Source organism: Bradyrhizobium sp. MOS001, assembly GCF_004634465.1.
Lineage (GTDB): Bacteria > Pseudomonadota > Alphaproteobacteria > Rhizobiales > Xanthobacteraceae > Bradyrhizobium > Bradyrhizobium barranii.
The window spans coordinates 85,041-111,634 of sequence record NZ_SPVJ01000009.1; the positions used below are offsets into that span (position 1 = coordinate 85,041).

At 65.5% G+C, this 26,594-nt stretch carries 21 protein-coding genes; 9 read left to right on the forward strand and 12 right to left on the reverse strand.

Features of this window, described 5'->3' with window-relative positions:
• Positions 1-17: 17 nt before the first annotated feature.
• From CT676_RS15335 to CT676_RS15350, 4 genes are all read right to left on the reverse strand, one after another.
• Positions 18-740, reverse strand: a complete 723-nt coding sequence (locus CT676_RS15335; RefSeq protein ID WP_085403968.1) for a TIGR03809 family protein — start codon at positions 738-740, stop codon at positions 18-20.
• A gap of 511 nt (positions 741-1,251) precedes the next feature.
• Positions 1,252-2,964: a S8 family serine peptidase gene (locus tag CT676_RS15340; protein ID WP_135214859.1), complete on the reverse strand. Its 1,713-nt coding sequence runs from the start codon at positions 2,962-2,964 to the stop codon at positions 1,252-1,254.
• Positions 2,965-2,979: 15 nt separating this feature from the next.
• Positions 2,980-3,669 carry a hypothetical protein gene (locus CT676_RS15345; protein WP_085403862.1) on the reverse strand — a complete coding sequence of 230 codons (690 nt, stop codon included), beginning with the start codon at positions 3,667-3,669 and terminating at the stop codon, positions 2,980-2,982.
• Positions 3,666-4,235 carry a sigma-70 family RNA polymerase sigma factor gene (locus tag CT676_RS15350; RefSeq protein WP_008140099.1) on the reverse strand — a complete coding sequence of 190 codons (570 nt, stop codon included), beginning with the start codon at positions 4,233-4,235 and terminating at the stop codon, positions 3,666-3,668. The genes CT676_RS15345 and CT676_RS15350 overlap by 4 nt, the downstream gene beginning before the upstream one ends.
• Positions 4,236-4,668: 433 nt before the next feature.
• Here CT676_RS15350 and CT676_RS15355 point away from each other — a divergent pair, with 433 nt between their 5' ends.
• Together CT676_RS15355 and CT676_RS15360 are read left to right on the forward strand one after the other, a co-directional pair.
• Positions 4,669-5,826, forward strand: coding sequence for a GGDEF domain-containing protein (locus CT676_RS15355; protein WP_085403863.1), 1,158 nt, complete (start codon positions 4,669-4,671; stop codon positions 5,824-5,826).
• A 63-nt stretch (positions 5,827-5,889) separates the two neighbouring features.
• A complete protein-coding gene (locus CT676_RS15360) occupies positions 5,890-6,993 on the forward strand; it encodes a DUF2336 domain-containing protein (protein WP_085403864.1) in 1,104 nt (367 codons plus the stop codon).
• Positions 6,994-7,004: 11 nt separating this feature from the next.
• On the opposite strand, the gene CT676_RS15365 is transcribed toward CT676_RS15360, so the two are convergent.
• Positions 7,005-7,643 carry a DUF1109 domain-containing protein gene (locus CT676_RS15365; protein WP_085403865.1) on the reverse strand — a complete coding sequence of 213 codons (639 nt, stop codon included), beginning with the start codon at positions 7,641-7,643 and terminating at the stop codon, positions 7,005-7,007.
• A 2-nt stretch (positions 7,644-7,645) separates the two neighbouring features.
• Positions 7,646-8,191 carry a sigma-70 family RNA polymerase sigma factor gene (locus tag CT676_RS15370; protein WP_028146986.1) on the reverse strand — a complete coding sequence of 182 codons (546 nt, stop codon included), beginning with the start codon at positions 8,189-8,191 and terminating at the stop codon, positions 7,646-7,648.
• A gap of 289 nt (positions 8,192-8,480) precedes the next feature.
• On the opposite strand from CT676_RS15370, the gene CT676_RS15375 reads away from it, so the two are divergent.
• The 5 genes from CT676_RS15375 to CT676_RS15395 all read left to right on the forward strand — a co-directional run bounded on the left by CT676_RS15375 (position 8,481) and on the right by CT676_RS15395 (position 13,274).
• A complete protein-coding gene (locus CT676_RS15375; protein WP_085403866.1) occupies positions 8,481-9,116 on the forward strand; it encodes a hypothetical protein in 636 nt (211 codons plus the stop codon).
• A 162-nt stretch (positions 9,117-9,278) separates the two neighbouring features.
• Positions 9,279-10,058 carry an enoyl-CoA hydratase gene (locus CT676_RS15380; protein WP_085403867.1) on the forward strand — a complete coding sequence of 260 codons (780 nt, stop codon included), beginning with the start codon at positions 9,279-9,281 and terminating at the stop codon, positions 10,056-10,058.
• 188 nt (positions 10,059-10,246) lie between these two features.
• Positions 10,247-11,677 carry a TolC family outer membrane protein gene (locus CT676_RS15385; protein ID WP_094184354.1) on the forward strand — a complete coding sequence of 477 codons (1,431 nt, stop codon included), beginning with the start codon at positions 10,247-10,249 and terminating at the stop codon, positions 11,675-11,677.
• A 25-nt stretch (positions 11,678-11,702) separates the two neighbouring features.
• The gene (locus tag CT676_RS15390) at positions 11,703-12,260 is read left to right on the forward strand and encodes a hypothetical protein (protein WP_085403969.1); all 558 of its coding nucleotides are present in this window, start codon (positions 11,703-11,705) and stop codon (positions 12,258-12,260) included.
• Positions 12,261-12,311: 51 nt separating this feature from the next.
• A complete protein-coding gene (locus CT676_RS15395) occupies positions 12,312-13,274 on the forward strand; it encodes an amidohydrolase family protein (RefSeq protein WP_085403869.1) in 963 nt (320 codons plus the stop codon).
• A gap of 20 nt (positions 13,275-13,294) precedes the next feature.
• Here the strand turns inward: CT676_RS15395 and CT676_RS15400 are convergent, their stop codons facing one another.
• The 3 genes from CT676_RS15400 to CT676_RS15410 all read right to left on the reverse strand — a co-directional run bounded on the left by CT676_RS15400 (position 13,295) and on the right by CT676_RS15410 (position 19,243).
• Positions 13,295-16,411: a CusA/CzcA family heavy metal efflux RND transporter gene (locus CT676_RS15400; RefSeq protein ID WP_063984613.1), complete on the reverse strand. Its 3,117-nt coding sequence runs from the start codon at positions 16,409-16,411 to the stop codon at positions 13,295-13,297.
• A gap of 29 nt (positions 16,412-16,440) precedes the next feature.
• On the reverse strand, positions 16,441-17,685 hold the full coding sequence (locus CT676_RS15405; protein WP_085403870.1) for an efflux RND transporter periplasmic adaptor subunit: 1,245 nt from the start codon (positions 17,683-17,685) through the stop codon (positions 16,441-16,443).
• Positions 17,686-17,830: 145 nt separating this feature from the next.
• The gene (locus CT676_RS15410; RefSeq protein ID WP_085403871.1) at positions 17,831-19,243 is read right to left on the reverse strand and encodes a CoA transferase; all 1,413 of its coding nucleotides are present in this window, start codon (positions 19,241-19,243) and stop codon (positions 17,831-17,833) included.
• A 113-nt stretch (positions 19,244-19,356) separates the two neighbouring features.
• On the opposite strand from CT676_RS15410, the gene CT676_RS15415 reads away from it, so the two are divergent.
• Positions 19,357-19,644, forward strand: coding sequence for a hypothetical protein (locus CT676_RS15415; protein ID WP_085403970.1), 288 nt, complete (start codon positions 19,357-19,359; stop codon positions 19,642-19,644).
• A 176-nt stretch (positions 19,645-19,820) separates the two neighbouring features.
• Complete coding sequence (locus tag CT676_RS15420) at positions 19,821-20,591, forward strand: SDR family oxidoreductase (RefSeq protein WP_085403872.1); 771 nt, start codon at positions 19,821-19,823, stop codon at positions 20,589-20,591.
• Positions 20,592-20,846: 255 nt separating this feature from the next.
• On the opposite strand, the gene CT676_RS15425 is transcribed toward CT676_RS15420, so the two are convergent.
• Genes CT676_RS15425 through CT676_RS15435 form a run of 3 tightly spaced genes read right to left on the reverse strand, consistent with a single transcriptional unit; the run spans position 20,847 to position 26,489 of the window.
• Positions 20,847-24,221, reverse strand: coding sequence for an error-prone DNA polymerase (locus tag CT676_RS15425; protein WP_085403873.1), 3,375 nt, complete (start codon positions 24,219-24,221; stop codon positions 20,847-20,849).
• Positions 24,218-25,804 carry a DNA polymerase Y family protein gene (locus tag CT676_RS15430; RefSeq protein ID WP_085403874.1) on the reverse strand — a complete coding sequence of 529 codons (1,587 nt, stop codon included), beginning with the start codon at positions 25,802-25,804 and terminating at the stop codon, positions 24,218-24,220. Before CT676_RS15430 ends, CT676_RS15425 begins: the two co-directional genes overlap by 4 nt.
• Positions 25,707-26,489 (reverse strand): DNA repair protein, encoded by a 783-nt coding sequence (locus tag CT676_RS15435; protein WP_085403875.1) that lies wholly within the window; start codon positions 26,487-26,489, stop codon positions 25,707-25,709. The genes CT676_RS15430 and CT676_RS15435 overlap by 98 nt, the downstream gene beginning before the upstream one ends.
• Between the last annotated feature and the right edge of the window lie 105 nt (positions 26,490-26,594).

Sequence of the window (26,594 nt, forward strand, 5' to 3'; positions counted from 1 at the left end):
ATCCCGGAGCCCAAACGCTAGAACGCGTTCCTCAGCAGCGGGTACTTCGCTTGCAGGCCGTCGAGGCTGAAGGTGAATTCGACGACGCGCTCGGGAGCGGCGACAATTTCGGCGGCGGGCGGGGCGAACTGCGGCAGAAGCGTTGCCATTACAGCAGGTGTGGCGGGCGGCGCCTTCACGGCAGGTGCGGCGAACGCCGCCTTCACGGCAGGCGTGGTGAACGCCGCCATTGCGGCAGGCGCGGCAACCGGCGACCTCACGGCGGGTGCGGTGAGCGGCGCCCGCGCAGCGGGAGCCTTGAGCGGCGCGACAGCGGCGGGCGCAGTGAACAATGCCACCGTAGCAGGCGTCGCTCGCGGCGCGAGCGGGGCTTCGGTGATTTCGGCAAGGACCTCCGGCTTGGGCGCGAGCCTGACCGGGACGGCGGTCTCCGCGGCGATGTGGACGGCCTTCGGCTGCACGGTCTGGGCCTGCTGGTCGCGCGGAAACACGCGGGGCATGGTCGCCGGCGACCAGCCGAATACGGGCGAGACACTCGCGGCCGCCGCGGCCACGTCACTACCGGTCGCGAGCGCGCGCCAGGTCTGGACGGCGCGCTTGGCTTCCTGGATGTTTTCGAGGAATGCGAGCTCGGAGTGATAGCGGCGCCAGCGTCCGGTCTCGAACATTTCGGAGAGATGTTCCAGCCGCTGCTCGGCGAGAGCGCACCAGCGTGCCGCAATGTCGCGGCCACGCGCCACGTCGCGAACAGCCTCTTGGCGATGTGTCATAAACCAGCCCGTTGGGAGAAAAATACGGACGCGACGCAACGCACACGAATCAATTTAGACGCGACATGAATATTTTGTGGAAAAGTTTTGACTTGTCCAGCAACGACACGCCGGTCGTCGTCAATCACCGTAGTCGTGCGGACAATTGCTGTGTTTTCGAGTCAAGCTTCGCACAAGCATAACCGGCCTGCGGGGCGACTCCCGGACGCCGACAAGGGGCGCCGCCACGTTCGCTCAACCAGAAGCTGATCGTGCCGAGCGATTCAAGAAATCAGACGCCTGAAAAGAAAAGACCCGTCCGGGGGGACAACCGGACGGGTCGAGCCATATGGGCGCTTGGGGTGGATGGGCGCTCGCGCCTGATATGACTTATGGGGAGGGATGACCGCTCCCACATAATTTGGTCGTGGCAGCCGGCTGAACGTTCAATGCGGCGTTCGATTTCTTGGCCCTCGCACGGCGCGCAAAGTTGTCGCAGCCGCTATCGCGTCGCCGGCCTATCCGCCTGAGAAATCGTGGATTTATCGTCTGCGCTCGACAGCGAAGGTTGTTCGATCGCGCGGATGCCAGGCTCGTCGCGACGCTTCTCGGCATCTTCACGTTTTGTTGTACCGGACGCAGCCGCAACAGGCGTCGCGCTGTCGGCGGGAACGGCCATCACTGCGGCAAACGCGTCGGCCTCACCGTCGCCGAACAGATCATCACGGCCGGGTGAGCCGAGGTCGCGCGCGGTCTTCGCCAGCGTCATGCGCAGCGCCTCCGGCTTGAGCGTGTAATTGCGCTCGAGCAGCAGCGCGGCGACGCCGGAGATATAGGCGGCCGAGAACGAGGTCCCCGAGGTCATCTGGTACTTGCCGTCGGGCGCCGGCAGGAAGATGTCGACGCCGGGCGCGGCCAGCGCGATGTAATTGCCGCGGTTGGACGCCGAGAACAGCTTGTCCTGCTGGTCGGTCGCGCTGACCGCGATCACGTTGGGATTGGCGGCTGGATAGAGCGGCGGCGATTTCGCGCCGGCATTGCCGGCTGCCGCGATCAGCACCAGCCCGCGGGCGGCGGTCGCCGCGATGGCGCGCTCGATCACGGCATCCTTCGGACCGGCAAAGCTCATATTGACGATCTGCGCGCCGTGCTCGGCGGCGTAATTCAGTGAGCGCAGGACGATGTAGGACGAGCTCTGGGCTCCACCCGTCGAGCCGCCAAAGGCGCGGATGGCGATGATGCGCGCCTCGGGCGCGCTGCCCATCAGCTTGGCATGCGCCACGATGGCGCCGGCAATGCCGGTGCCATGGACATGCGGGCCCTCGGCGCTGCCGAGCGCATCAAAGTTGTCGACGATGGAGTGGGCGAGCTCGGGATGTTGGGCGTCGATGCCGGAGTCGATCACGGCAACCGTCACGTTGGCACCGTGCGCCAGCGTATGCGCCTGCGGCAGGCGAAGCCTGGCCAGCGCGTATTGCGCGGGATCGCCCTCGGTCGGCACTGACGATTTCTGATCCTGGAGCACGTAGCGGAAGTTCGGCTGGAGCGAGCGCACGCTGCCGTCGGCGGCGAACTCACGCCGCACCGTCTCGGAAGGCCTGCCGTCCGTGATGCGGAACAGGCCGAACGTCGCCCCGATCAGCGGGAAATTCTCGGATGAGACACGCGTCAAGCCGTGGCGACGCGCAAGCTCGTCGGCTTCAGTCGCCGACAGCGCGCCGTCGATCTCGGCCACGAATTCGTTGGCGAAGGTGCGCAAGTCGACGGCGGCCGGCGTGCTGTTGCCCCGCCCCTTCCCGGCGCTCTTCTTGCCCGATTTTCCCGCGCCATCGCCGCCCGCGCCCGGCTGCGCCAGGCATTCGCCGTCGGCGTCGCGATAGGGGGCGGTGCAGGCCGGATAGAGGTTCGGCGAATAGCGCGCATAGGGCAGCACTGGGGTCGGTCGCATCCGCGCCGTGGTGGTGGTACGCGGGATAGCAGGGATAGAACGCGGGCCGGGGCCGACGCCGACAGCCCGCGCACCAACACCGGGGCTGACGCGCGCGGCGATGCTGGGAGAGATGGTCGGGGTGCGCGTGGGGACGCTGATCGTCGGCGTGCGCATGATCGCCTGCGCCTGCGCAACCTCGACGCCGAGACCGGCGAGCAGGAGTGCAGCTCCGACCGATGAAGCGTAGGCCCCGGCTCGCGACTTACTCTCGGACTTGCGCGTCATCGGTGCAGCGGCGCCTTACGGCGCCGCGACGGCGAGGTTGACGAACTTCTCGCGCGACATCCTGCCGAGCAGCGAGGCGAGCTCGTCCCGGCCCATCGCCTTGTCGAACTGGAGACGGAACATGCCGCCCTTGGCATCGCCGATGATCGAAGCCTGGTAGCTGTCGAGCAGCGCGGTGATGTCGGCGACGCGCGCCTCGGGCGTGAAGCGCACCAGCGCGCGCGCAGGTGGAGCTCCAAGCTCACGCGTGATCGGCGCGCCGACCGACAGCGAAGCGGTCTCGAAGGTCGCGGGCTGGGTCTTTATCAGCACGGCGCCGATGATGCCGGCCTGGAGCAGCAGCGCGATGGCACCCAGGCTCGCCGACCAGGCCAGCGTACGCGGCGACAGGCTCGAGAAGAAGGTCGCGATGCGCGCCGAGAGCGGCAGCGAACCGACCGGCCGCGCCGGCTCGGCGTCGATCGCGGCGAACAGCTTCTGCATCGCCCGCGCCGACGGAGCCCCCAAGCTCTCGTTCAGATGGATGGTCTCTTCGTACTCGCCGCGGATCGCGGCATATTGCTTTGCAAGCGCCGGATCACGCGCCAGCGCTTCCTCGACGCGGCGAGCGTCACGCGTGTTCAGCGTGCCGGCGGCGTGCCAGGGCAGCAGCAGTTCAATTTCACTGGGCTCTTGCTCCAGCATCTTTTTGCTCAATGCCATCATGGCCAGCCTCGCTCAACGCCGGCTGCCTTCAGCAGTTCGGCCAGTTTCTTGCGCGCATAGAACAAGCGCGTCTTCACAGTGTTCTCCGGAATACCGACGATTTCGGCCACTTCTTCCACGGATTTCTCGTGGTAGTAGACGAGATCGACGATTTCCCGATGGTCCGGCGAGAGGCCCGTCAGACACTCCCGCAACGCTTCACTGGTATCCTTTTTCTGCACCGCGATTTCCGGATCGTCAGACGAATCCTCGATCGCGTTGGCAGCTTCGTCGTCCAACCCAACGTCCTTCCTGCGCCGGAGCGCAGACAGGGCCTTGAATCGGGTGATTGCCAGCAGCCAGGTGGAAACGGCGGATCGACCCTCGAACTTGCCGGCTTGACGCCAGACGTCGAGAAACACCTCGCTGATGAGGTCTTCCGCCGCCTGCTCGTCCCGCACGAGCCTTAGCCCGAACCTGTAGACCCTGACATGGTGCCGCCCGTACAGCACCTGCATGGCGAGCCGGTCACCTTGAGCGATCCTGGCGATGAGGACCTCGTCCGAAGCCGCCTGTGTCACGCTCAATGCCCGTCTCGCAAAGTTGGTCGGGTCGGCGCGGCGGACGGTTCGACGGGCGGGGCGAAATTCTTCAGCCTACCGCAGTCACACGGGGGTCTGTGTGATCTACCCCACATACGCGAATTTTCCTTTTGCCACCCGCGGCGGTTGGCCGGCTCGCTCGATAACGGTAACATAGTAATGAAGAATTCCCTGCGCAATGCCGTCCGGCGCGGACGGCCCGACATGATGGAACCATAGCAGCCCTGCACGACGTATGTCTCACCAAGCCCTGCTTTGGCTCGACCCCGTCGCCAACGATGCCTAATCGCCGGCAAATTTCCCCGCCGGCCGCTGTCACCCTGTTGCGCGCTGCACCGTTTGGATTCGATTTCGAAGGATACCAAACCTAAAGGCTTGCCGCGTAGATTTTTGGGCGACATTCACCCTTGGCGGGACAATGAGCACGGCCGCGACGACCTTACCGGAGAGGAATGCCGCTGAGGTCGCGGATCTCGTTCTCATGCCCGACGCGGCTGCGCCCGAGGTACGAGCACGCCGGGTCCGGCAACGCCGGCAGATGTATGTCGGCCAGGTCGCAAGCTACTCGCTCGGCGCCTTCGTGCTGCTGATCTATGCCCATGACGGCGTCGTCCCGATGAACGTTCCGTCGCTGTTCTGGGTCGGCGGCCTGATGATCATCGGCATCTTCGTCGTGATGTCGGAAGCCGGCGTCGGCGACAGACACAGCGACCATTATCTCACCGTCTTCCAGATCTCGGCGCACATGGCGCTGCAGTTCATCTTCCTGGTGTCGGTGCCGACCCTCGGCATCGCCTTCATCAGCGTGCTGTTCCTGATCTTCGCCTTCGGCACGCTGCGCATGACCTCGGCGCAGGCGATGTTCACCTGGGCGATCGCGACGACCTGCCTCGCGGCCGTCTTCCTCGCCTCCGACCTGCCGATCGGCATGCCAGTCGCCACGAAGCTCCAGCGGACCGCCTCGATGCTGTGCTTCGTCCTGGTGATCGGCCAGTGCGCCTTCCTCGGCCTGTTCGGTGCCACACTGCGAAAGGTCCTGTACCGGCGCAGCATCGAGCTGAAGGCCGCCTATCAGCGCATCGAGGAGCTCGCCGAGCTCGACGAGCTCACCGGCTCCTACAACCGCCGCTGCATCATGCGGCTGCTCGATGCAGAGGTCGAAAAGTCGCAGCAGGCGTCCGCACCTTGCGCCATCGCGCTGATCGACCTCGACTGGTTCAAGCGCATCAACGACGCCCACGGCCACCCCGTCGGCGACGAGGTGCTGCGCACCTTCGCCATCACCATTTTTGCAAATATCCGCCCGGCCGACTTTTTCGGCCGCTATGGCGGCGAGGAATTTCTGCTGCTGCTGCCGGGCACCGACGGCGGCGCAGCTGGGCGCATGCTCGAGCGGCTGCGCGGCATCGTCGCCGATCTCGACTGGAGCGCATTTTCCCCCGGCATGCGGGTGACGATTTCCGCGGGCGTCGTGACGCTGCGCGACAACGATACTGCCGACACGTTTCTCGCACGCGCCGACAGCGCGCTTTATTCCGCCAAGGCGCAAGGGCGCAACCGTATTGCAACGAGCTGACTAATCCATTTTTTCCTGGCTGCGCAGAAGCCGCAGCCGGACCGAACGCTCCAGGACAGGGCCATGAGATCGAAATCCGACAAACCATCCGAGAACCTGCTTGATGAATTGCAGACCGCGCTCTCGCACGGCACCGTCGCGCGCCGGGTCGAGGCCCTGCGCCGCGTCACCGATCTCTTCATCAACAATGCGGTGGATTATTCCGACGAGCACATCAGGGTGTTCGACGACGTGTTCCAGTGCCTGATCGAGCAGATCGAGACCTCGGCGAGAGCGCTGCTCGCCAACCGTCTCGCGCCGATCGCGGCCGCGCCGCCCAGGATCATCCGCACCCTCGCGCTCGACGAGGTGATCGAGGTCTCCGGCCCCGTGCTCTCGAAATCGGAACGGCTGGACGAGGCGACCCTGATCGAGATCGCGCGCACCAGGGGCCAGGCGCATCTCAAGGCGATCTCGCTGCGGCGGGTGCTGTCGGAAGCGCTGACCGACGTGCTGGTGGCGCGCGGCAACGAAGACGTCGTGCAATCGACCGTCAGCAATCCGGGCGCGCAGCTCTCCGAGGGAAGTTTTACCGACCTCGTCACGCGCGCCGAACGCGACGATGACCTCGCCACCTGCATCGGCCTGCGGCCCGACCTGCCGCGCCATCACTACCTGAAGCTGATCGCCAAGGCGTCCCTGAGCGTGCGCAGGAAGCTCGAGACCGCGCATCCGGAGCTCGCGGACGAAGTGTCCAGCGTGGTCCAGGAAGCGACCCATCGGGTCCGCGCCGCCGCCATGACCAGGCAGACCGAAATGGCGCGCGCGCTGGTGAGATCGCTGCACGAGGACGGTCGTCTCAACGAGTTTCAGGTCACCAGCTTCGCCGAGCAGGGCAAGTTCGACGAGACAAATGCGGGGCTCGCAGCACTCGCGGGCGTCGCGGTCGAGACCGCCGAGAACATGATGATCGAGAGCCGCAACGAGGGCGTGATGGTTCTCGCCAAGGTCGCGGGCATGCAATGGTCGAGCGTCCGCGCGATCATCGCGATGCGCGAAAAGCTCTCGGGCGGCTCGAAGACCGACATGCTGACGCTGCGCGATGCCTACGAGGCCCTGCGCTCATCGACCGCGCAGCAGGTGCTGCGCTTCCACCGCATGCAGCAGGGCACGACGCCGGCGGCGTGAGGCCGCCGCCGCTAGTAGCGCAAAACTTTCGAACCCGCGTAGGCGCCGATCGCGGTCACGAGTGCCGTCGCGATCGTGTACCAGGTCGCGACGAACAGCGGCGAGTCGTCGGTGCAGTGCGAGGCGTAGAGCGTTGCGGCAAGGCCGGCCGACAGCAGGCCGGCGAGCGCGCCGGCGAGTGCAGGATGCGACGGCGCGCCGTGGCGCAGGCCGAACAGCGCGCCCGCAAGCAGCGGCAGCGACATCGCGGGGATCGCGAGCATGCACACCCGGGAGTTCTTGCCCACCAGCCGCATCGTCATCGGCATCGCCGGGGCCATCATGGTCTCGCCGCCGATCGCAACCGCAAGCAGGCCGACGGGAAGCAGCAGCAGCCAGCCCCAGCCGCGCATCAAGGCTTCGGGCCGCGACAGATGCAGGCTGACGATGATCGCGGGAATCGCAAGCGACAGCGTGACCGCGAACTTCGTGTCGAAGAACGGATTATGCATCGCGGTCATCACGTCGGGCCGCACGCCAAGGAAGCTGGCGAAGATCAGGATCGAGAACGGCGCCGCCACCAGCAGCGCCATCGTCAGCACGGCACCGACGCGCGGCGCGCGATGGGCGTTGTCGGCCGCGAGCGAGCGAATGAGTTGATCGGTATCCATGACTAGTGGTCCCGCAGTTTGGCAGTCAGCGCCGCAAGTCCGCGATGCAGCGCGACCCGCACCGCACCTTCGCTCATCGAAAACTTTGACGCCGTGTCCTTGATCGAAGCGCTGTCGACGGCGATCGACTGCAGCACGTCGCGCTGGCGCTGCGGCAGCGTGTCGAGCTGCGTTGCGACCTCGGCCGCCGAGGCCGTCTCCTGCGGTGCCTCGCCCGGCAGCGTCTCGGCGAAATCGTCGATGTTGACGAAGACCCGCCGGCCCCGCCGCCGGAGCGCATCGATCAGCTTGTTGCGCCCGATCGCAAACAGCCACGGGGCGAAGGGGGCTTCGCTGTCCCAGGTGTGCCGCTTCAGATGCACCGCCAACAAAATCTCCTGCACGATATCCTCGGCCTGGTCGGGAGGCTGCCCGGCCCGCGCCAGACCCCGCCTCGCGGCAGCGCGCAGCACAGGCGTGACCGCCTTCAACAGGCGATGATACGCCGCATCATCGCCTGCCATGGCCGACCGCATCAGGCCGGTCCACTCGTCCTCACGTCCGCGCACGCGCCCTCACCATGCAATTCGGCAGCTCTTTCAGTTTGTTACGCCGGCACCAGAAAGATCACGACTTCGTGATCTGCGCCGTGCCTCGCCACGCGATGCGGCCGTCGAAACCCGCGACGGCTCATAACACCGATCGGTCCCGTCCGCATCCGGCGGCCGGTTGCGAGGCGGCGGTTTGCCCCGCTTTTGCCCGGGATAGCCCGAAGATTCCCATTTTTTGCCCCGCTGTGGTCACGCCCCAGGGGCTCTGTTCGGTCCCGGGACAGGCGGAATTGGGGAGATCGTCAACATGATGAAAGCCAGCGGGCGCGCCGCACTGATTCTTCTTGCCGGCCTTTTCGTGCTGGTCGGAGCCGCTGCACAGGCGGCACCGAGTTCAGCCGCAAGCAGCCAATCGGACAGCGCGGGCAACCAGGCCGACGCAGTCAAGCCGAGCAAGCAGCGGCGCCATGCATCGCGCCACCGCGACAGCGGCAAGACGGCGCAGAAATCCGACGACAAGGCCGACAAGAAGGACGGCGCGGCGAAGGCCGAAAACGACGTGCCGGCCTTGAGCCAGATGCCGCCGGCAGTCGCCAACGCCAACGCGCAGATCGCCGCAGCCGATACGCCGACGGCTGCCGCGGCCTCCGCGTTGACCGGCCGCGCCAACGACAACGTTCAGGCTGCAGCCGATAATACCACCGCGCCGAATGACGAGGCTCAGGTGGTGGCGCCCGATCAGCTCAACGACATCGACCGCGCCCTCCAACAGGACCCGCCGGCACAGAAGGCGGTGATCGCCGCAACCGACGCGCGGCCGGCGCCGGTGATGGCGAGCAGCCACAGCTCGGCCTGGGACCAGAGCTCGCTGATCGGCAAGATCTTCATCGGCGTCGGCACGCTGCTGACGCTGGCGTCTGCCGCACGCATGTTCTTCGCTTGATGCTTGGCCTGGTTTTTGGCCTGATTTTGGGGTGAGGGACCTCGTCCGGAACGCGCGTCTCGCCGCGCGTTCCGGACGGCCTCGTTCCGACAGCTTTTCGGCCCTTGAAGCCCACCGCGCCAGCGGGCACATTGCCCGCCCAATCAAACGCGTGGGTGGAGCATGAGCACGTTCGAACACATCATCGTCGAGAGCAAAGGCGCGGTCGGCATCATCAAGCTGAACCGGCCGAAGATGCTCAATGCGCTCTCCTTCGGCGTCTTCCGCGAGATCGCCGCGGCCGTCGACGATCTCGAGGCCGATGACGCCATCGGCTGCATCGTCGTGACCGGCAGCGAGAAGGCCTTTGCCGCCGGCGCCGACATCAAGGAGATGCAGCCGAAAGGCTTCATCGACATGTTCTCCGAGGATTTCGCCGCGATCGGCGGCGATCGCGTCGCGCGCTGCCGCAAGCCGACCATCGCCGCGGTTGCGGGCTATGCGCTCGGCGGCGGCTGCGAGCTCGCCATGATGTGCGACTTCATCATCGCCGCCGACACCGCCAGGTTCGGGCAGCCCGAAATCACGCTCGGCACCATTCCCGGCATCGGCGGCACCCAGCGCCTGACCCGCGCGATCGGCAAGTCGAAGGCGATGGACCTCTGCCTCACCGGCCGCATGATGGATGCGGCGGAAGCAGAGCGCTCAGGCCTCGTCAGCCGCATCGTGCCCGCCGACAAGCTCATGGACGAGGTCATGGAAGCCGCCGAAAAGATCGCATCGATGTCGCGGCCCGCCGTCGCCATGGCCAAGGAAGCGGTCAACCGCGCCTTCGAGACCACGCTCGCCGAAGGCATGAGCGTCGAGCGCAACCTGTTTCACGCGACCTTCGCGCTGGAGGACCGCTCCGAGGGCATGGCGGCGTTCATCGAGAAGCGCAAGCCTGTCAACAAGAACCGGTAATGCCCGCGAGCGGTCAGGCTGGTGTAAGGCTTCGCCGCTCTGGTGCAGAAACCCTGTGACGCACCTGCAACAAGCACGGAATAGATGGGGGTTTTCCCCGCGGCAGTTTGCCTGCGGGACCCCGGCTGGTTAAACAGTTAAGAGGCCACCGTCGGCGGGGGCGGACAGCCGGGGTTTAGCAGGATTACATGATTGGGCGTGCCGCCAGAGTTGGTCGCGTGATGACGCGGCATCGATCGGGCGTGGGTCCTGTGCTTGCGACATGGACCACGCTGGCGCTCTGTTGCGCCCTGCCCTCCGCCGCATGGGCGGAAGCCCTGCCGGAGGCGCTCGCCAAGGCCTACCAGACCAACCCGCAGCTCAATGCCGAGCGCGCGCGGCAACGCGCCACGGATGAAAACGTGCCGCAGGCCCTCGCCGGCTACCGGCCGCAGATCGTGGCAAGCCTCAGCGCCGGCCTGCAATCGGTGCGCAATCTGCTGCCCGACAACACGATCCAGACCGCCAATCTGAAGCCGTGGATCATCGGCGTCACCGTGACGCAGACCCTGTTCAACGGGTTCCGCACCGCCAACAGCGTCCGCGCTGCGGAACTTCAGGTGCAGTCCGGCCGCGAGGCGCTGCGCAATGTCGGCCAAGGCGTGCTGCTCGACGCGGTCACCGCCTACACCAACGTGCTGGCCAACCAGTCACTGGTCGAGGCGCAACGCTCCAACGTCGCGTTCCTGCGCGAGACGCTCGCCGTCACCCAACGCCGCCTCAACGCCGGCGACGTCACGCCGACCGACAGCGCCCAGGCCGAGGCGCGGCTCAGCCGGGGGCTCGCCGACCTCAACGCCGCGGAAGTCGCGCTGGCGGTGAGCCAGGCGGTCTACGCGCAGGTGATCGGCAATGCGCCATCGCAGCTTCGGCCCGCCGAAGTCGTCGACCGCTATCTGCCGAAGAGCCGCGAGGATGCGCTGACGACGGCGATCCGCCAGCATCCAGCGGTGATGGCGGCGGGCTTCGACGTCGATGTCGCCTCGACCAACATCCGCGTCGCCGAGGGCGCGCTGCTGCCGAGCGCCAGTCTCCAGGGCAGTGCCAGCAAGAGCCGCAGCAACGACCCGACGCTGAGCACCATCGCCGAAGACCAGGCCTCGATCGTCGCCAACGTCACCGCGCCGATCTACGACGGCGGCCAGGCCGCCGCACAGACCCGACAGGCCAAGGAGATCACGGCGCAGAGCCGGCTCGTGCTCGACCAGGTCCGCAACCAGGCGCGCACGGCGGCGACCAGCGCCTGGGTCGCCAATGAGGGCGCCAAGATCACGGTCTCCGCTTCCGAATCAGAGGTGAAGGCGGCGACCGTCGCGCTCCAGGGCGTGCAGCGCGAGGCCGCCGGCGGGCAGCGCACGACGGTGGACGTGCTGAACTCGCAGGCCGATTTGATCCAGGCCAAGGCCCGCCTGATCGGCGCACTGCGCGACCGCGTCATCGCCTCCTACACGCTGCTCAGCGCCGTCGGCCATCTCGACGTCAAGACGCTCAGCCTCAACACGCCGGACTATCTGCCCGAGGTGCATTACCAGCAGGTCCGCGACGCCTGGCACGGCCTGCGCACGCCGTCGGGGCAGTAGTTTCAAATCGTCTGGCCTGATGCCGATGAAGAGCCGCCGCATCCATCTGATGGGAGCTTCGGGCTCCGGCGTGACGACGCTCGGTCGCGCGCTCGCCGGCCGGCTTGCGCTGCCGCATCACGACAGCGACGATTATTTCTGGCTGCCGACCGTGCCGCCCCACCAGACGACGCGCCCTGCCGCGGAGCGCCTGCGCCTGATGCGCGAGATGTTTCTGCCGCGTCTCGACTGGGTGCTGAGCGGAACCGTCACCGGCTGGGGCGACGAACTCGTCCCGTTCTTCGATCTTGTCGTCTTTGTGACGACACCGCGCGAGCTTCGCTTGCAGCGCCTGCGTGGCCGCGAGGCTACGCATTTCGGAGCTGATGCCGTCGCACAGGGCGGCTGGCGTCACGAGGAGACGGAGTCGTTCGTCGAATGGGCCTCGCGCTACGAAGCCGGCGATCGCGAGGGCCGCAGTCTCACAAAAGATGAAGCCTGGCTCGCGGGCCTGCCCTGCCCGGTCGTGCGCATCGACGGCTCACGCCGGCTTGCGGATCTTGTCGAGCAGCTATGCAGTGAAGCGGAGCGGCTACCCGGCTGATGTGATATTGTTCCGGTCCCACCTCAAAAATAACGAAGCAGGGAGAGAACCATGCTCAACCGACGCAGCGTCCTGCTTGCCTCCCTTGCCGCCGGAGTAGCCATGACCAACAAAGCTCACGCCCGTGCGGCGCAGCCCGCGACGCCGGTCGATTTCGACGTTCCGGCCCTTGCCTGCGATTGCCACACGCACATCCATGGTGACGTCGAAAAGTTTCCGTTCTTCGCGGGGCGCGTCTATACGCCGGAACCGGCAAGCCCCGAGGAAATGGCGGCGCTGCACAAGGCGCTGCATATCGAGCGCGTCGTGATCGTGACGCCGAGCGTCTATGGCACCGACAATTCCTCCACCTTGTTCGGCATGAAGGCGCGCGGCGCGACCGCACGCGGAGTGGCCGTGATCGACGACAAGACCACGGAAGCCCAGCTCGACGCGATGCAGGCGGACGGTTTTCGCGGCAGTCGCATCAATCTCGCCACCGGCGGCGTCAGCGATCCGAATGTCGGCCGCGCGCGCTTCACCGCCGCCGTCGAGCGCATGAAGGCACGCGGCTGGCACGTGCAGCTCTACACCACGCTGCCGATGATCTCGGCGATCAAGGAGCTCGTGCTGGCTTCGCCTGTGCCGGCTGTGTTCGACCATTTCGGCGGCCTCGAGGCGTCGCTCGGACTGGAGCAGCCGGGATTCTCCGACCTGATCGCGCTCGTCAAATCCGGTAAGGCCTATGTGAAGATCTCGGGAGCCTATCGCTCGTCGAACCTCGCGCCCGACTATCAGGACATGGTGCCCTATGCCCGGGCGCTGATCGCGGCGAACCCGGACCGCATCGTCTGGGGCACCGACTGGCCGCATCCGGATTCCAGCCCCGTCGAGGGACGCAAGCCCACCGACATCGCGCCCTTCTATCAGATCGAAGACGGCCGGCTCCTCAACCAGCTTCCGGTGTGGGCGCCGGATGCGGAGGTGCGCAAGAAGATCCTGGTCGACAATCCCGCGCGTCTCTACGGATTCTGAGGCGCGGCGACGGCGCGCGATCAGCGCGCGCGGCGGGAGAAGAAGGAGATCAGGACCGGCAAGGTCACGAGGATCACGACCGGCGCGAGCATCATGCCGGTGACGACGACGACGGCGAGCGGCTTCTGCACTTGCGAGCCGATGCCTTCCGACAGCGCCGCCGGCAGCAGGCCGACGCCGGCAACGACGCAGGTCATCAGCACCGGCCGGAGCTGCAACTCGCCGGTGCGTATCACCGCGCTCACGCGGTCCATGCCTTCTTCGATGAGCTGGTTGAACTGCGACAGGATGATGATGCCGTCCATGACCGCAATGCCGAACAGCGCGATGAATCCGATCGCGGCGGAGACGCTGAAGGCGGTGCCGGTGATCAAGAGACCGAGCACGCCGCCGAAGATCGCCATCGGAATCACGCTCATGGCGAGCAGCGTGTCGGTCATCGAGCCGAAATTGAACCAGAGCAGCACGCCGATCAGCGCCAGCGAGATCGGCACCACGATCGACAGCCGGCGGATGGCGTCCTGGAGATTGCCGAACTCGCCGACCCAGTCCATGTGCGCGCCGGGCGGCAGCTGCACCTGCTCGGCGACCTTCTGTTGCGCCTCGCGGATCGCGCTGCCGAGGTCGCGCTCGCGCACCGAGAACTTGATCGGCAGATAGCGTTCCTGCTGCTCGCGATAGATGTAGGCGGCACCGGAGACGAGGCTGATGGTGGCGACCTCGCTCAGGGGAATCTGCGTGACGGTGCCGTTGGGGCCAGGCGCGCCGATGCGCAAATTCTGGATCGCCTCGGCGCTCCTGCGATATTCCGGCGCGAGGCGGACGATGATCGGGAAGTGACGATCGGAGCCCGGCTCGTAGAGATCGCCCGCGGTATCGCCGCCGATCGCGACCTTGATGGTGGCGTTGATGTCGCCCGGCGCGAGCCCATAGCGCGCGGCCTTGGCACGGTCGATGTCAATCTGAATGGTCGGCTGCCCGAGCGAGGTGAACACCGCGAGGTCGGTGACGCCTTGCACGGTCGCCAGCACCGACTTGATCTTGTTGGCGGTGTCGGTGAGCGCCTGGAGATCGCTGCCGAACAGCTTGATGGAGTTCTCGCCTTTCACGCCCGAGACGGCTTCGGAGACGTTGTCCTGGAGATATTGCGAGAAGTTGAATTCGACGCCTGGGAAGCGATCGTCGAGCTGCTTCAATAGCTGCGCGGTCAACTCTTCCTTGTCGTGCGTCCCCGGCCATTGGCTCGCGGGCTTGAGGGGGGCGAAGAACTCGGCGTTGAAGAAGCCGGCCGCGTCGGTGCCGTCATCGGGGCGGCCATGCTGCGACACCACGGATTCCACCTCGGGCCGGGCACGGATCAGCTTGCGCATCTCGTTGACGTAGGTGTTGCCTTCCTGGAGCGAGATGGTCGGCGGCAGCGTGGCGCGGATCCAGAGATTGCCCTCTTCCAGCTTGGGCAGGAATTCGAGGCCGAGCAGGCGGCTGAGCGCCACCGTCATCAGCACGAGACCGACCGCGCCGCCGAGCATGATGCCGCGGTTGGCGACGGCCCAATTCAGCACCGGCATGTAGATCCGGTGCAGGATCCGCATGACCCTCGTCTCGGTCTCCTCGAGATGCGCAGGCAGAATGATCGCGGACAGCGCCGGGGTAACCGTGAAGGTCGCGAGCAGCCCGCCGGCGAGCGCATAGGCATAGGTGCGCGCCATCGGCCCGAAGATGTTGCCCTCGACGCCGGACAGCGTGAACAACGGCAGGAACGCCGCGATGATGATGGCGGCGGCAAAGAAGATCGAGCGCGACACGTCGGCGGCGGCGCTGAGGATGGCGTGGCTCTTCATGCCGAACAGCGTCTCGGGCGACATCTGCTCGGATTCCGACACCGGCGTGGTCTGCGTCAGGCGGCGGAAGATCGCTTCCACCATGATGACGGTGGCGTCGACGATGAGGCCGAAATCGATCGCGCCGACCGACAGCAGATTCGCGGATTCCCCGCGTAGCACCAGGATGATCACGGCGAAGAACAGCGCGAACGGAATGGTGGCGCCGACGATCAGCGCGCTGCGGAGATCGCCGAGGAACATCCACTGCAACAGTACGATGAGCAGGATGCCGACCACCATGTTGTGCAACACGGTGTGGGTGGTGAGTTCGATCAGGTCCCCGCGATCGTAGATGCGCTCGATGCGCACGCCGGGCGGCAGGATGCTGGAGTTGTTGATGGTTTGAACGAGCTGGTGGACGCGCTTGATGGTTGGCGAGCTTTGCTCACCGCGGCGCATCAGGACGATGCCCTGCACGATGTCGTCGGAATCGTCGATGCCGGCAATGCCGAGACGGGGTTTTTGGCCGACAGTGACGGTGGCGACGTCCTTGACCAACACCGGATTGCCGTTGGTCTGCGAGACCATGGTGTTGGCGAGGTCGTCGATCGAACGGATCAGGCCGACGCCGCGTACCACGGCCGATTGCTGGCCGATATTGACGGTGTTGCCGCCGACATTGACGTTGGAATTGCTGACCGCCTGGAGCAATTGCGGCAGCGTCAGGCCGTTGGCGACGAGCTTGTTGAAGTCGACCTGGAGCTCGTAGGTCTTGCTCTTGCCGCCCCAGCCGGTGACGTCGATGACCCCGGGTACGGCGCGGAAGCGGCGCTGGAGGATCCAGTCCTGGATGGTCTTGAGGTCGAGCACGCTGTAGTTCGGCGGGCCGACGAGGCGGTAACGGAAGATTTCGCCGATCGGGCTGAGCGGCGAGATCTGCGGCTGCACATTGCCCGGCAGCGGCGCGAGCTGCGCCAGCCGGTTCAAGACCTGCTGCTGCGCCTCGTCATAGGTGTAGGCGAAGGAGAACTGCAGTTTGATGTCGGAGAGGCCGTAGAGCGAGATGGTGCGGATCGTCGTGAGGTTCTTCAGACCCGCGACCTGGGTCTCGATTGGAATCGTGATGTAGCGCTCGATCTCTTCCGCCGACAGGCCCGGGCTCTGCGTCACGATGTCGACCATCGGCGGCGTCGGATCGGGATAGGCCTCGATGTTGAGCTGGTTGAACGCGATCAGGCCGCCGATCAGCACGGCGAAGAACATCCCGACCATCAGGAAGCGCCGGTTGACGGCAAGGGCGACGAGACGATCCATTCAGGTCTTCAATTTTCTTGGGTCGTCGATCAGCTACCGGACGCCGCGCGGTCGATGAACAGGCTGCCCTTGGTGACGACCTGCTCGCCTGGCTTCAGATTGCTGGTGATCTCGACGAAATTGCCATTGATGAGGCCGGTCTTGATCTGGCGAAGCTCGACCGACTTGTCCTCGCGCGCGACCCAGATGCGGACCTTGTCGGCCTCATAGATCAGCGCCTGCTTCGGCACCGCCGGCGCGGCACGGTCGCCGGCCGAATAGATCGTGACGTTGGCGAACATTTCCGGCTTGAGCAGGCCGTCCTTGTTGTCGATGGTCGCGCGAACCAGCAGGCGGCGGGTGGTGGGATCGATGGCGGCGGCGACGTAGTTGATCTTGGCGGTCAGGGGGTGGCCCGGCAGCGCCATCACGTTGACGCTGATGTCCTGCCCGATGCACACCGCGGCCGCATCGCTCTCGCGCACGAAGGCGGTGAGCCAGACCGTCGAGAGGTCGCCGATCACGAACACCGGATCGCTAGCGCCGGAATTGACGTATTGGCCCGGGCCGATCTTTCGCTGCACGACGGTGCCGGAGATCGGCGAGTAGATCGTGATCTCCCGATCGATGACGCCCTTGTCCTGGAATGCCTTGATGGTCTCGTCGGTGAAGCCGAGGATGCGCAGCTTGTTGCGCGCGGCTTCCAGCGCCGTCCCCGAGGAGCGCACGTCGTTCTGCGCCTGGACCTGGGTCGTTTCGGCCTGCTGATAGTCCTTCAGCGGAATGGCGCGGCCCTCATAGAGGTCCTTGGCGCGCCTGAACTGGATGTCGGCAAGATCGATCGCAGACTTCGCCTTGTTCTGCGAGGTCATCGCCGCGATGAAATCGTTCTGGGCCTGCACGGTGTCGGCGGCCTCGATCGTGAACAGCGGTTGACCTTGCTTCAGCATCTCGCCCGGCTTGGCGAGCAGCTTGGTCACCCGGCCCGCATAGGGCGAGAACACCGGCGTCGAGCGATCCTCGTCGACCGCGACCTTGCCCTCGGTGACATATTCGGCCCGGAAGGTCTTGGCCTTGACCGGCTCGATCGTCAGCGTCGCCCACTCGGACGGCGTCGGCGTGAAATTCTGCGCATTCCTGCGCGACTGGCTGGAGACCTCGGAGTGGCTCTTTTCCTTGGCCCCCGCACGCAGGAAGCCATAGGCACCGGCGCAGGCGAGTGCCAGTAAAACTACGGATGTGATCACCCGTTGTTTTGTAAACACCTGCAATCGCTTGGTATTTTCAACTACCATGGGGCCCGGTCAAGTCTGCGACGATCTCGGCAGACGCCTGCCTTATCGGTCGCGCTAATAGTGCTGAATTGGGATTTCAAACAACCTAAAAAACGCCAGCCACCTTTCCGTTTGCGTTAAAATATTGCATCGCGTCAGCTTCACGTCAGTTTCGCGCCGGCCATTGTGGCGGATGACTGCCGAGCGGCATCGCCGGGCGGCTCCATCGCGCCGGCGTGGTCGACAGCAGCGCGGAATGGCGCACCGCCTTCAACGTGCCGAAGCCAGATGGCATGGACTCGATGAATGCAGCATGTACGGCCTCGCCCGTAAGATCCGGGGTGTCCAGGCCGCCATCGAGCCGGCCGAGATTCCACAGCCAGCGTCCGGTCTGCGCCAGCGACACGCGCACGTGCCAGCTCCCGCCCTCGCGGGCCTGGCGTGCCTTGGCCATCATCGCGCCGAACGCCATCAGATAGCCGGTGGCATGGTCGAGCATCTGCGCCGGCAATTCCTTCGGACCGTCGATGCCCGCGGCCTGCCCCTCGGCGTGGTTGAAGCCCGTCGTGGTCTGCACCAGTGAATCAAAACCGCGCCGCTCCGCCCAGGGGCCGGCATGGCCATAGGCCGACAGCGTGACATAGACGATGCCGGGATTGATGTTCGCTGCATCCTCCGGCGCGAACCCGAGGGCTGCAAGCGCGCGCGGACGATAGCCTTGCGAGAAGATGTCGGCGCCCTTCAACAGCTCGCGCAACTGCGCCCTGCCCGCCTCGCTCTTCAACTCGACCAACGTGGTGAGCTTGCCGCGGCCGGTGTCGATGGTGAGCCAGGGAATGGCCGGCAGCTCCGGCCCCGAGACGAGCAGCACATCCGCGCCGTGCGCGGCGAGCGTGCGGCCGGCAACGGGGCCCGCGATGACGCGCGAGAGATCGAGCACGCGCAGGCCGGAAAGCGGACGATCGCCGTTCGACAATCCCTGCGGCCATGGCTTGGGTGGGGCCTCGCCGATCTTCTCGATCGAGACCAACGGCAGTTCGGCGAGCGCGCGCGCCTGCGGCAGCGCGGACCATTCGTCGTAGGAACGCATCAGGGCGACGACGCCGCCCGCGGCATAGGCCGCAGTTTCAAAATCCTCGCCCTTCCATTGCATCAACGCGGCCTGAACCTTGTCGCGCTCGGGCTCGCAGCCGAGCACGTTGCAGACGGCGTCGCGATGATGCGGGAAATTGGTGTGGCAGCGGACGAAGCGGTTGTCGCCGGTCTTGTAGACACCGGCGATGGCGTCCCAGGCTGGCGGCGGCGGCTTATCGTCGAGGCGCAAATAGCGCTCCGAACGGCATTCGGCGACGGCGTGGCGCATGTCGACGGAGACGTCCTGCGTCTCACCGCTGCGCAGTCTCCGGATTTCGGCGGCGGCAAGACCGGCGGCTGCGATCGTCGTCTGTCCGGCGACGGCGACGCGAAACGAGGACGGAATTTGCGGCTCCTCGCCGGTCAGCCGCACGCGCTCGAGCGCGGCCTTGTCGCCGCCGATGGAGGTCCAGAGATCCCTAAGAATATCGGCGGGGCTTTGCATGACCGCTTCTCTCCCTTTCAGATTTGAGCATGATCTTTTCGTAAATCCGCTGCGCATTTTCCGGATCATGCTGTAGTTTTCGCGACCATGTCATGATCGCAGAAAGGAATGCAATGGCCGCCGTAGATCCCCTCACCGCAGGCGCCGTGTTCATCGCAACGGCGGCCACCGACGCAGTCTATGTCATGTTCACCTCGGCCGTGATCGCGCGCAAGCGCGTGCCGGCGGCGAACTGGAGCGCGGTCTGGTACCTGCTCTCCTCCTACGCCGTGATCAGCTACACCGAAAACCCGTTCTATGTCGCTTTCGCGGCGATCGGCTCGTGGGCCGGCGCCTACGTCTCGCTGACCTTCCTGCACCGCCCGCCCGGCGGCCCGCCGGTGGGGGCGGCACCGGAGTGAGAGGACCGCCTCTCCGCGTCGTCATTGCGAGGAGCCCTTGCGACGAAGCAATCCAGACTGTCTCTGCGGATGCATTCCTGGATTGCTTCGCTACGCTCGCAAGGACGAATTGGAGAGTTCAGCATGTCTCCTGAAACGGCTACACTCTTTGCACCAACAAAAAGGAAAACCAAACAATGGATCTCGGTCTCAAAGCAAAAAACGCCATCGTCCTCGGCGGCACGCGCGGCATCGGGCGGGCGATTGCGGCGACACTGGCCGGCGAAGGCGCCAACGTCGCGGTGTGCGCGCGCAACGCCGATCAGGTTGCGGCGACCGTCACTGAACTCAAGGCAAGCGGAATCCGTGCCAGCGGCGGACCGGTCGACGTCACCGACGGCGCGGCGCTGAAATCCTGGATCGAGACTGCTGCAAAGGAGCTCGGCGGCGTCGACCTGCTGTTCGCCAATGCCGGCGCGATGGCGCAGGGCCACGATGCGGCGTCCTGGGAACAGAACTTCCGGCTCGACGTGCTCGGCGCCGTGCATGCGTTCGACGCCGCGCGGCCGTTCCTCGAGGCCAGCGGCGAGAAAAGCGGCGATGCCGCCTTCGTCATCATCTCCTCGATCTCGGCGGCGCAGGCCGATCTCGCCAGCTCCTACGGCCCGATCAAGGCGGCGCTGATCCACATGGCCAAGGGATTGGCGCGGCAATACGCAAAGAAGAAGATCCGCGTCAACGTGGTGTCGCCCGGCACGGTCTATTTCAAGGGCGGCGTCTGGAACATGATCGAGCAGAACATGCCGGAGCGCTACAACGACGCGATGAAGCGCAACCCGACGGGCCGCATGGCAACGCCGCAGGAGATCGCAAGCGCGGCGGTGTTTCTGGCAAGCCCGGTGTCGGGGTTCACCACGGGCTCCAATCTCGTCGTGGACGGCGCGATCTCGAACCGGGTGAATTTTTAGAGCGGGCACTCTGTCATCGCCCGACTTGATCGGGCGATCCAGTATTCCAGAGACAGCGCGGCTAGAACCGAGAAGCCGCAGCGTACTGGATACCCCGCTTTCGCAGGGTATGACACCGAGAGTATGACACGGCCCGGCTCAACAAGCTCGTCATTGCGAGCGCAGCGAAGCAATCCAGAGTCTTTCCACGGGCGGCAGTCTGGATTGCTTCGCTGCGCTCGCAATGACGGTGTGGCAGCATTCTGCGTCACATCTTCAATGGAAATCCCGCGATGGCGGCAGGATGCGGACGTTGCGGGGGTGGCGGATTTTTTGCGCCGGCATATCCGCGTGGGCCCGGGGATCGTCGTTGAGGGGCTCGATCAGGTCGGCGCCTGCCGGCACCGGATGCTTGCGGCTCAGCGCGTCGTTGGCGAGGCCGACCAGATCGTGCGAGCGGTCGACCATGCGCTGGGCGATGAGATGCGTCACCTTTTCGGGGCTGCTCTGGATATAGCCCTCGACCAGGATGAGGCGTGCGCCCATCACTTCCTTGCGGTACTGCTCCATGATCTTGGGCCACACCACGACATTGGCGATGCCGGTCTCGTCCTCCAGCGTCATGAACACGACGCCGCTGGCGCTGCCCGGCCGCTGCCGCACCAGCACCACGCCGGCGCAGCGGACGCGGCGCCGCTCGTTCTCATGGCTGATGTCCCTGCAGGCCACGACACGCTCGCGCGAAAACATCTCGCGCAAAAACTCCATCGGATGGCCCTTCAGCGATAACCGGATAGTCTGGTAGTCCGCGACCACCTGCTCGGCCAGCGGCATCTCCGGCAACGGTTTTGCATGCTCGTCCGGCTGCTCGCGCGCGGTCGCGGCCTCGAACAGCGGCAGCGGCACGTCGTCGGGCAGCCGCCGCACCTGCCACAGCGCCTCGCGGCGGTCGAGGCCGAGCGAGCGGAAGGCGTCGGCATCCGCGAGCAGGATCAGCGCACGCTTGGGCAGGCCGGTGTCGCGGGCGAAGTCTTCGAGCGAGGTGAACCGCTGGCGGTCGCGAGCCTTGATAATGCGGTCGGCCCAGTCTTCCTGAGTGACATAGACCTTGCCCTGCCGCTCAGCCTGCTGCCTCTTAAGCTCCTCCTCATCCGGATCGAGCCAGTGGAAGCCGTCGATCTGGCGAAAACCCAGACGCACGGCGCAATATCCGTCGTCCATATTCTCCAGCGTATTCTGCGCAAAACTGCAGGACACGTCGATGTCGCGCACCTCGACGCCATTCTTGCGGGCGTCGCCGACGATCTGCGCGGGCGCGTAAAAGCCCATGGGCTGCGAGTTCAACAGGCCGCAACAGAACACATCGGGGTGATGATATTTCAGCCATGACGAGATGTAGACGAGCTGAGCAAAGCTCGCGGCATGGCTCTCTGGAAAACCGTAGGAGCCAAAGCCCTTGATCTGGTCAAAGCAGCTTCTGGCGAAGTTGGGATCGTAGCCGCGCGCGACCATGTTGCCGATCAGCTTCTCCTCGTACTGGCCGATGGTGCCGACATTGCGGAAGGTCGCCATCGAGCGGCGCAGGCCGTTAGCCTCCTCGGAGGTGAATTTTGCCGCCTCGATCGCGATGCGCATGGCTTGCTCCTGGAACAAGGGCACGCCTTTCGTCTTGTGCAGCACCTTGTAGAGTTCGTCCGCGGGACCGTGTTCGGGTGATGGCGAGGGATAACTCACCTTTTCCTGGCCGTTCCGCCGTCGCAGATACGGATGCACCATGTCGCCCTGGATCGGTCCGGGCCGCACGATCGCGACTTCGATGACAAGGTCGTAGAAGGTCCGCGGCTTCAACCGCGGCAACATGTTCATCTGGGCGCGGCTCTCGACCTGGAACACGCCGAGGGATTCCCCAGCACACAGCATGTCGTAAACCTTGGGATCGTCCTGAGGGACACTCGCCAGAACCCAGCGCTTGCCCTTGTGGTGGTCGATCAAATCAAAACATTTCCGGATGCAGGTCAGCATGCCCAGCGCGAGCACGTCGACCTTCATCATGTTGAGCGCGTCGACGTCGTCCTTGTCCCACTCGATGAAGGTGCGTTCGTCCATCGCGGCGTTGCCGATCGGCACATAGGTGTCGAGCCGGTCCTGGGTGAGCACATAGCCGCCGACATGCTGGGAGAGATGACGCGGGAATTCGATCAGCTCGGTCGCAAGCTCGACCGCGAGGTTGATCATGGGATTGCTGGGATCGAGCCCGGCCTGCCTGACCTGCATGTCGTTGAGGCCCTTGCCCCAGCTTCCCCAGACGGTGTCGGCGAGCGCGGCGGTGACGTCCTCGGTCAGGCCCAGCGCCTTGCCGACGTCGCGAATGGCGCTGCGTGGACGGTAATGGATCACGGTGGCGATGATCGCGGCGCGGTGGCGGCCGTAGCGGCGATAGACATATTGCATCACCTCCTCGCGCCGCGAATGCTCGAAATCGACGTCGATGTCAGGCGGCTCCAGCCGCTCCTTGGAGATGAAGCGCTCGAACAGGAGATCGACGCTGGTCGGATTGACCGAGGTGATGCCGAGCACGTAGCAGACCGCTGAGTTCGCCGCCGATCCCCGCCCCTGGCACAGGATGTTCTGGCTGCGCGCATAATGTACGATGTCGTGCACGGTGAGGAAGTAGTGCGCGTATTTCAGCTCGGCGATCAGCGCGAGCTCTTTCTTCAGGGTCGTGCGCAGCTTGTCATCGATCTTGCCGCCGAAATATTTGTCGACGCCGGCCCAGGTCAGATCCTCCAGATGCTCTTGCGCGGTCTTGCCCCGCGGCACCGGTTCGTCCGGATACTGGTATTTGAGCTGGTCGAGCGTGAAATCGATCTTGCCCGCAAAGCGCATGGTCTCCGCGATCGCCTCGGGAAAATCGCGGAACAGCCGCGACATTTCGCGTGGCGTCTTCAGGAAGCGCTCGGCGTTGGCTTCGAGCTTCCTTCCGACCGCCTCGATCGTGGTTTTTTCCCGGATGCAGGTGAGCACGTCCTGGAGCGGACGGCGGCCGGGATCGTGATAGAGCACCTCGTTGGTCGCGAGCAGCGGCACGTTTGCTTTGGCGGCGAGATCATCGAGCCGCGCCAGGCGGCGGCGGTCGTCGCCGCGATAGACCAGGCTCGCCGCCAGCCACACGCCCTCGGCGCGGCTGTCCTTAAGCTTGGCGAGAACATCCAGCGCCTGCGCGGGCTCGAAGCGATGCGGCAGCGTCAGGATCAGGAGCTGGCCCTCGGAAAACTCAAGAAGGTCGGCAAAAGAGAGATGGCATTCGCCCTTCTCGATCCGCGTGATGTCGTCGCCGCGCTTGCCTCTGGTGAGGAGCTGGCACAGCCGGCCATAGGCGGCGCGGTCGCGCGGATAGACAAAAATGTCGGGCGTGCCGTCGATGAAGACGATGCGCGCGCCGATCAGCAATTTCGGCTTGTGCAGCACCTTGTCATTGTCGAGCTCCTTGTAGGCGCGCACCACGCCGGCGAGCGTGTTGTGGTCGGCAATGCCGATCACGGGAATGCCGAGGATGCTCGCCTGATGCACATAGGCGCGCGGATCCGAGCCGCCGCGCAGGAAGGAGAAGTTGGTGGTGATGCCGATCTCGGCATAAGCGGGCGTGGTCATGCGAAGAGACCGTGCACATACCAGTTGGGGGGAATGGGTTTGCCTTCGTCGTCGAACACCTCTCCTTCGTAAAGACCGTCGCGAAAGATCCAGAAGCGCAGGCCTTCGGCATCCTCGATGCGGAAATAATCCCGCGTCAATTGCTTGCCGTCCTGCCGCCACCATTCCATCGCGATGCGCTCGGGCCCTTCCACCCGCACCACCGCATGCAGCGCACGCCGCCAGGTGAACTGATGCGGCGGGCCGTCCGGCACGGTCGCGAACGGCACCTTGATCGGCTCCGGTCTGTCGAACAGCCGCAGGGGGCGCAGCGGCGGCTCGCTCTCGGCGCGCGCCGGCCATTCGGCCTGCATGGCCACGGCGAGATGGTGCTGGGCAGGCGCGGCCAGCACCGCACATTCGGGGATATGGGTATCCTCAGGCAAATGCACGACGACGCGCTTTCCGCCGATGCGCGCGGCGATGCGGTCGATCAGCGCGGCGAGCTCGTCATTGTCATGGACATGGGCGTCGAGATCGCGCTGCTCCTGCACCACGATCTCGGTGCGGCTCGCCGACAGCCGCACCATGTCGAAACCAAAGCCGGGATCCAGCGGATCGGCGAGCGCATCGAGACGTTCGCGAAACAGCCGGTCGATGACTTTGCTTTGCGTCACCGGCCGCCCGGTCTCGACCATGATCGCGCGCACCACGCCGTCGGTACGAAAGAAGGCGGCTTCCAGGCGCCGCGCGCCCTTGCCCTGCTTCTCCATGGACGCGATCAGCGTGTCGGCGAGCCGCGACAGCGTCAGCGCGATCATGGTGTCGGTGGCGATCGGTTCGGCAAAGCGCTTCTCCACGATATAATCCGGCAGCGGTTTGCGCGGATTGATCGGGGCATCGCCATGCCCCTGCGCATGCGCGAGCAGCGTGGAGAACCGCGCGCCGAACCGCGCCGTGATCTCATGCGGCTCGCGCGAGGCGACATCGCCGATGGTTTTCAGGCCGGCGCGGCGCAGACCAGTGGTGATGGCCTCGCCCGCACCAAGCGCGGATACCGGCAGCCGGCTGATCGCCGCCGCCTCCCCGCCATCGGCGACGATGGTGCCGGAGGCCTGCCGCGTCAGCGTGCGCGCACAGACCGAGGTGCCGGCGATCGCCGCGCTGACGGCAAAACCCTGACGGGCGAGCGCGCGGACGAAGGTCTGCAACAACGCAGCCTCGCCGCCGAACAGATGCGCGCAGCCGGTGATGTCCAGAAACAGCCCGTACGGCGGATCGAGCGCCACCAGCGGCGTGAAGCGGTCGCACCAGTCGGCGACGTCGCTGAGCGTCTTCGCATCGGCCACGACATCGGCGTCGAACACTTTCAAGTCCGGACACATCGCCCGTGCATTGGCCAGGGGCTGGCCGATGTGCAAGCCGAGGCGCTCGGCGGCTTCGTCCAGCGCATGGATCACCAGCGCATTGTTGTCCTTGATGACAACGATGCTCGGATCATTGGTCTTACCCAGCGCGCCGAAGAACCGCTGAATCCGATCGATGGGCAGGCGCGGCAGCCACAGGCTGAGGATACGTCGACGGTTCAGAGAACTGGCACTCATCACATTTCCATTCCATGATCCACCGGCCGCACGGGCCATGACGATTGCGCAAGAGTTCGGCATCGAAGCGCGGCGCGCCCCAGGAGCTCCATGCCGGGCCCGGCGGCGAATGCGCCGCGCGCAACATCCACCGCGTCTCCGCGGTCGAGGGCAGCGGCTGCGCGGCCATCCGCAACATCAGGCCGGTGACACCGGAGCCTTGCGCGGCCAGTGTCAGCTTGCGGCTCGCCACGAGATCGAACTGCCGCGTCTCACCCCAGAGCTCGAGCACAACGGCGCCAAGCGCGTCGCAGGCGAGCGCATCGGCCGAGGTCCGCAACGCGCTCTCGACATCGGCGGCGCGCACCATCACCACGCGGCGCGGATCGAGACCGATCTCGGCAAGCCCGCTCATCGACAGCGCGCCGGTCTCGAGTTCCGAAAAATCCTGCCGCACCCACAGCAGCGGCCGGCGCCGCGAGACACGCCCCGCAAGCCCCATGACAAAACCCGTCGCGGCGGTTCCCTGCCGGCCCTCGCAAAACACCTCGTGGATCACCGCGCGCGCGAGCCCGCCCTTCAGCGCGCTGTCGACCTCGTCGTGGCCGAGCGCGACGCGATCGTGCTGATGCACGACCTCCGCCGTCTCGATGCGCTCGATCTGGCCGCGCAAGGTCGCAAGCGCGTTCATCCGTGCGCCGCTCATATACGCCGCTCCTTCAGAGGTGATTGCCGAGGTTCTCAAAAATAAGAACCTACGGCTGGCTCATTTGTTCATGATATGTTCTAATATAAAGCTAACAGCGGCCGG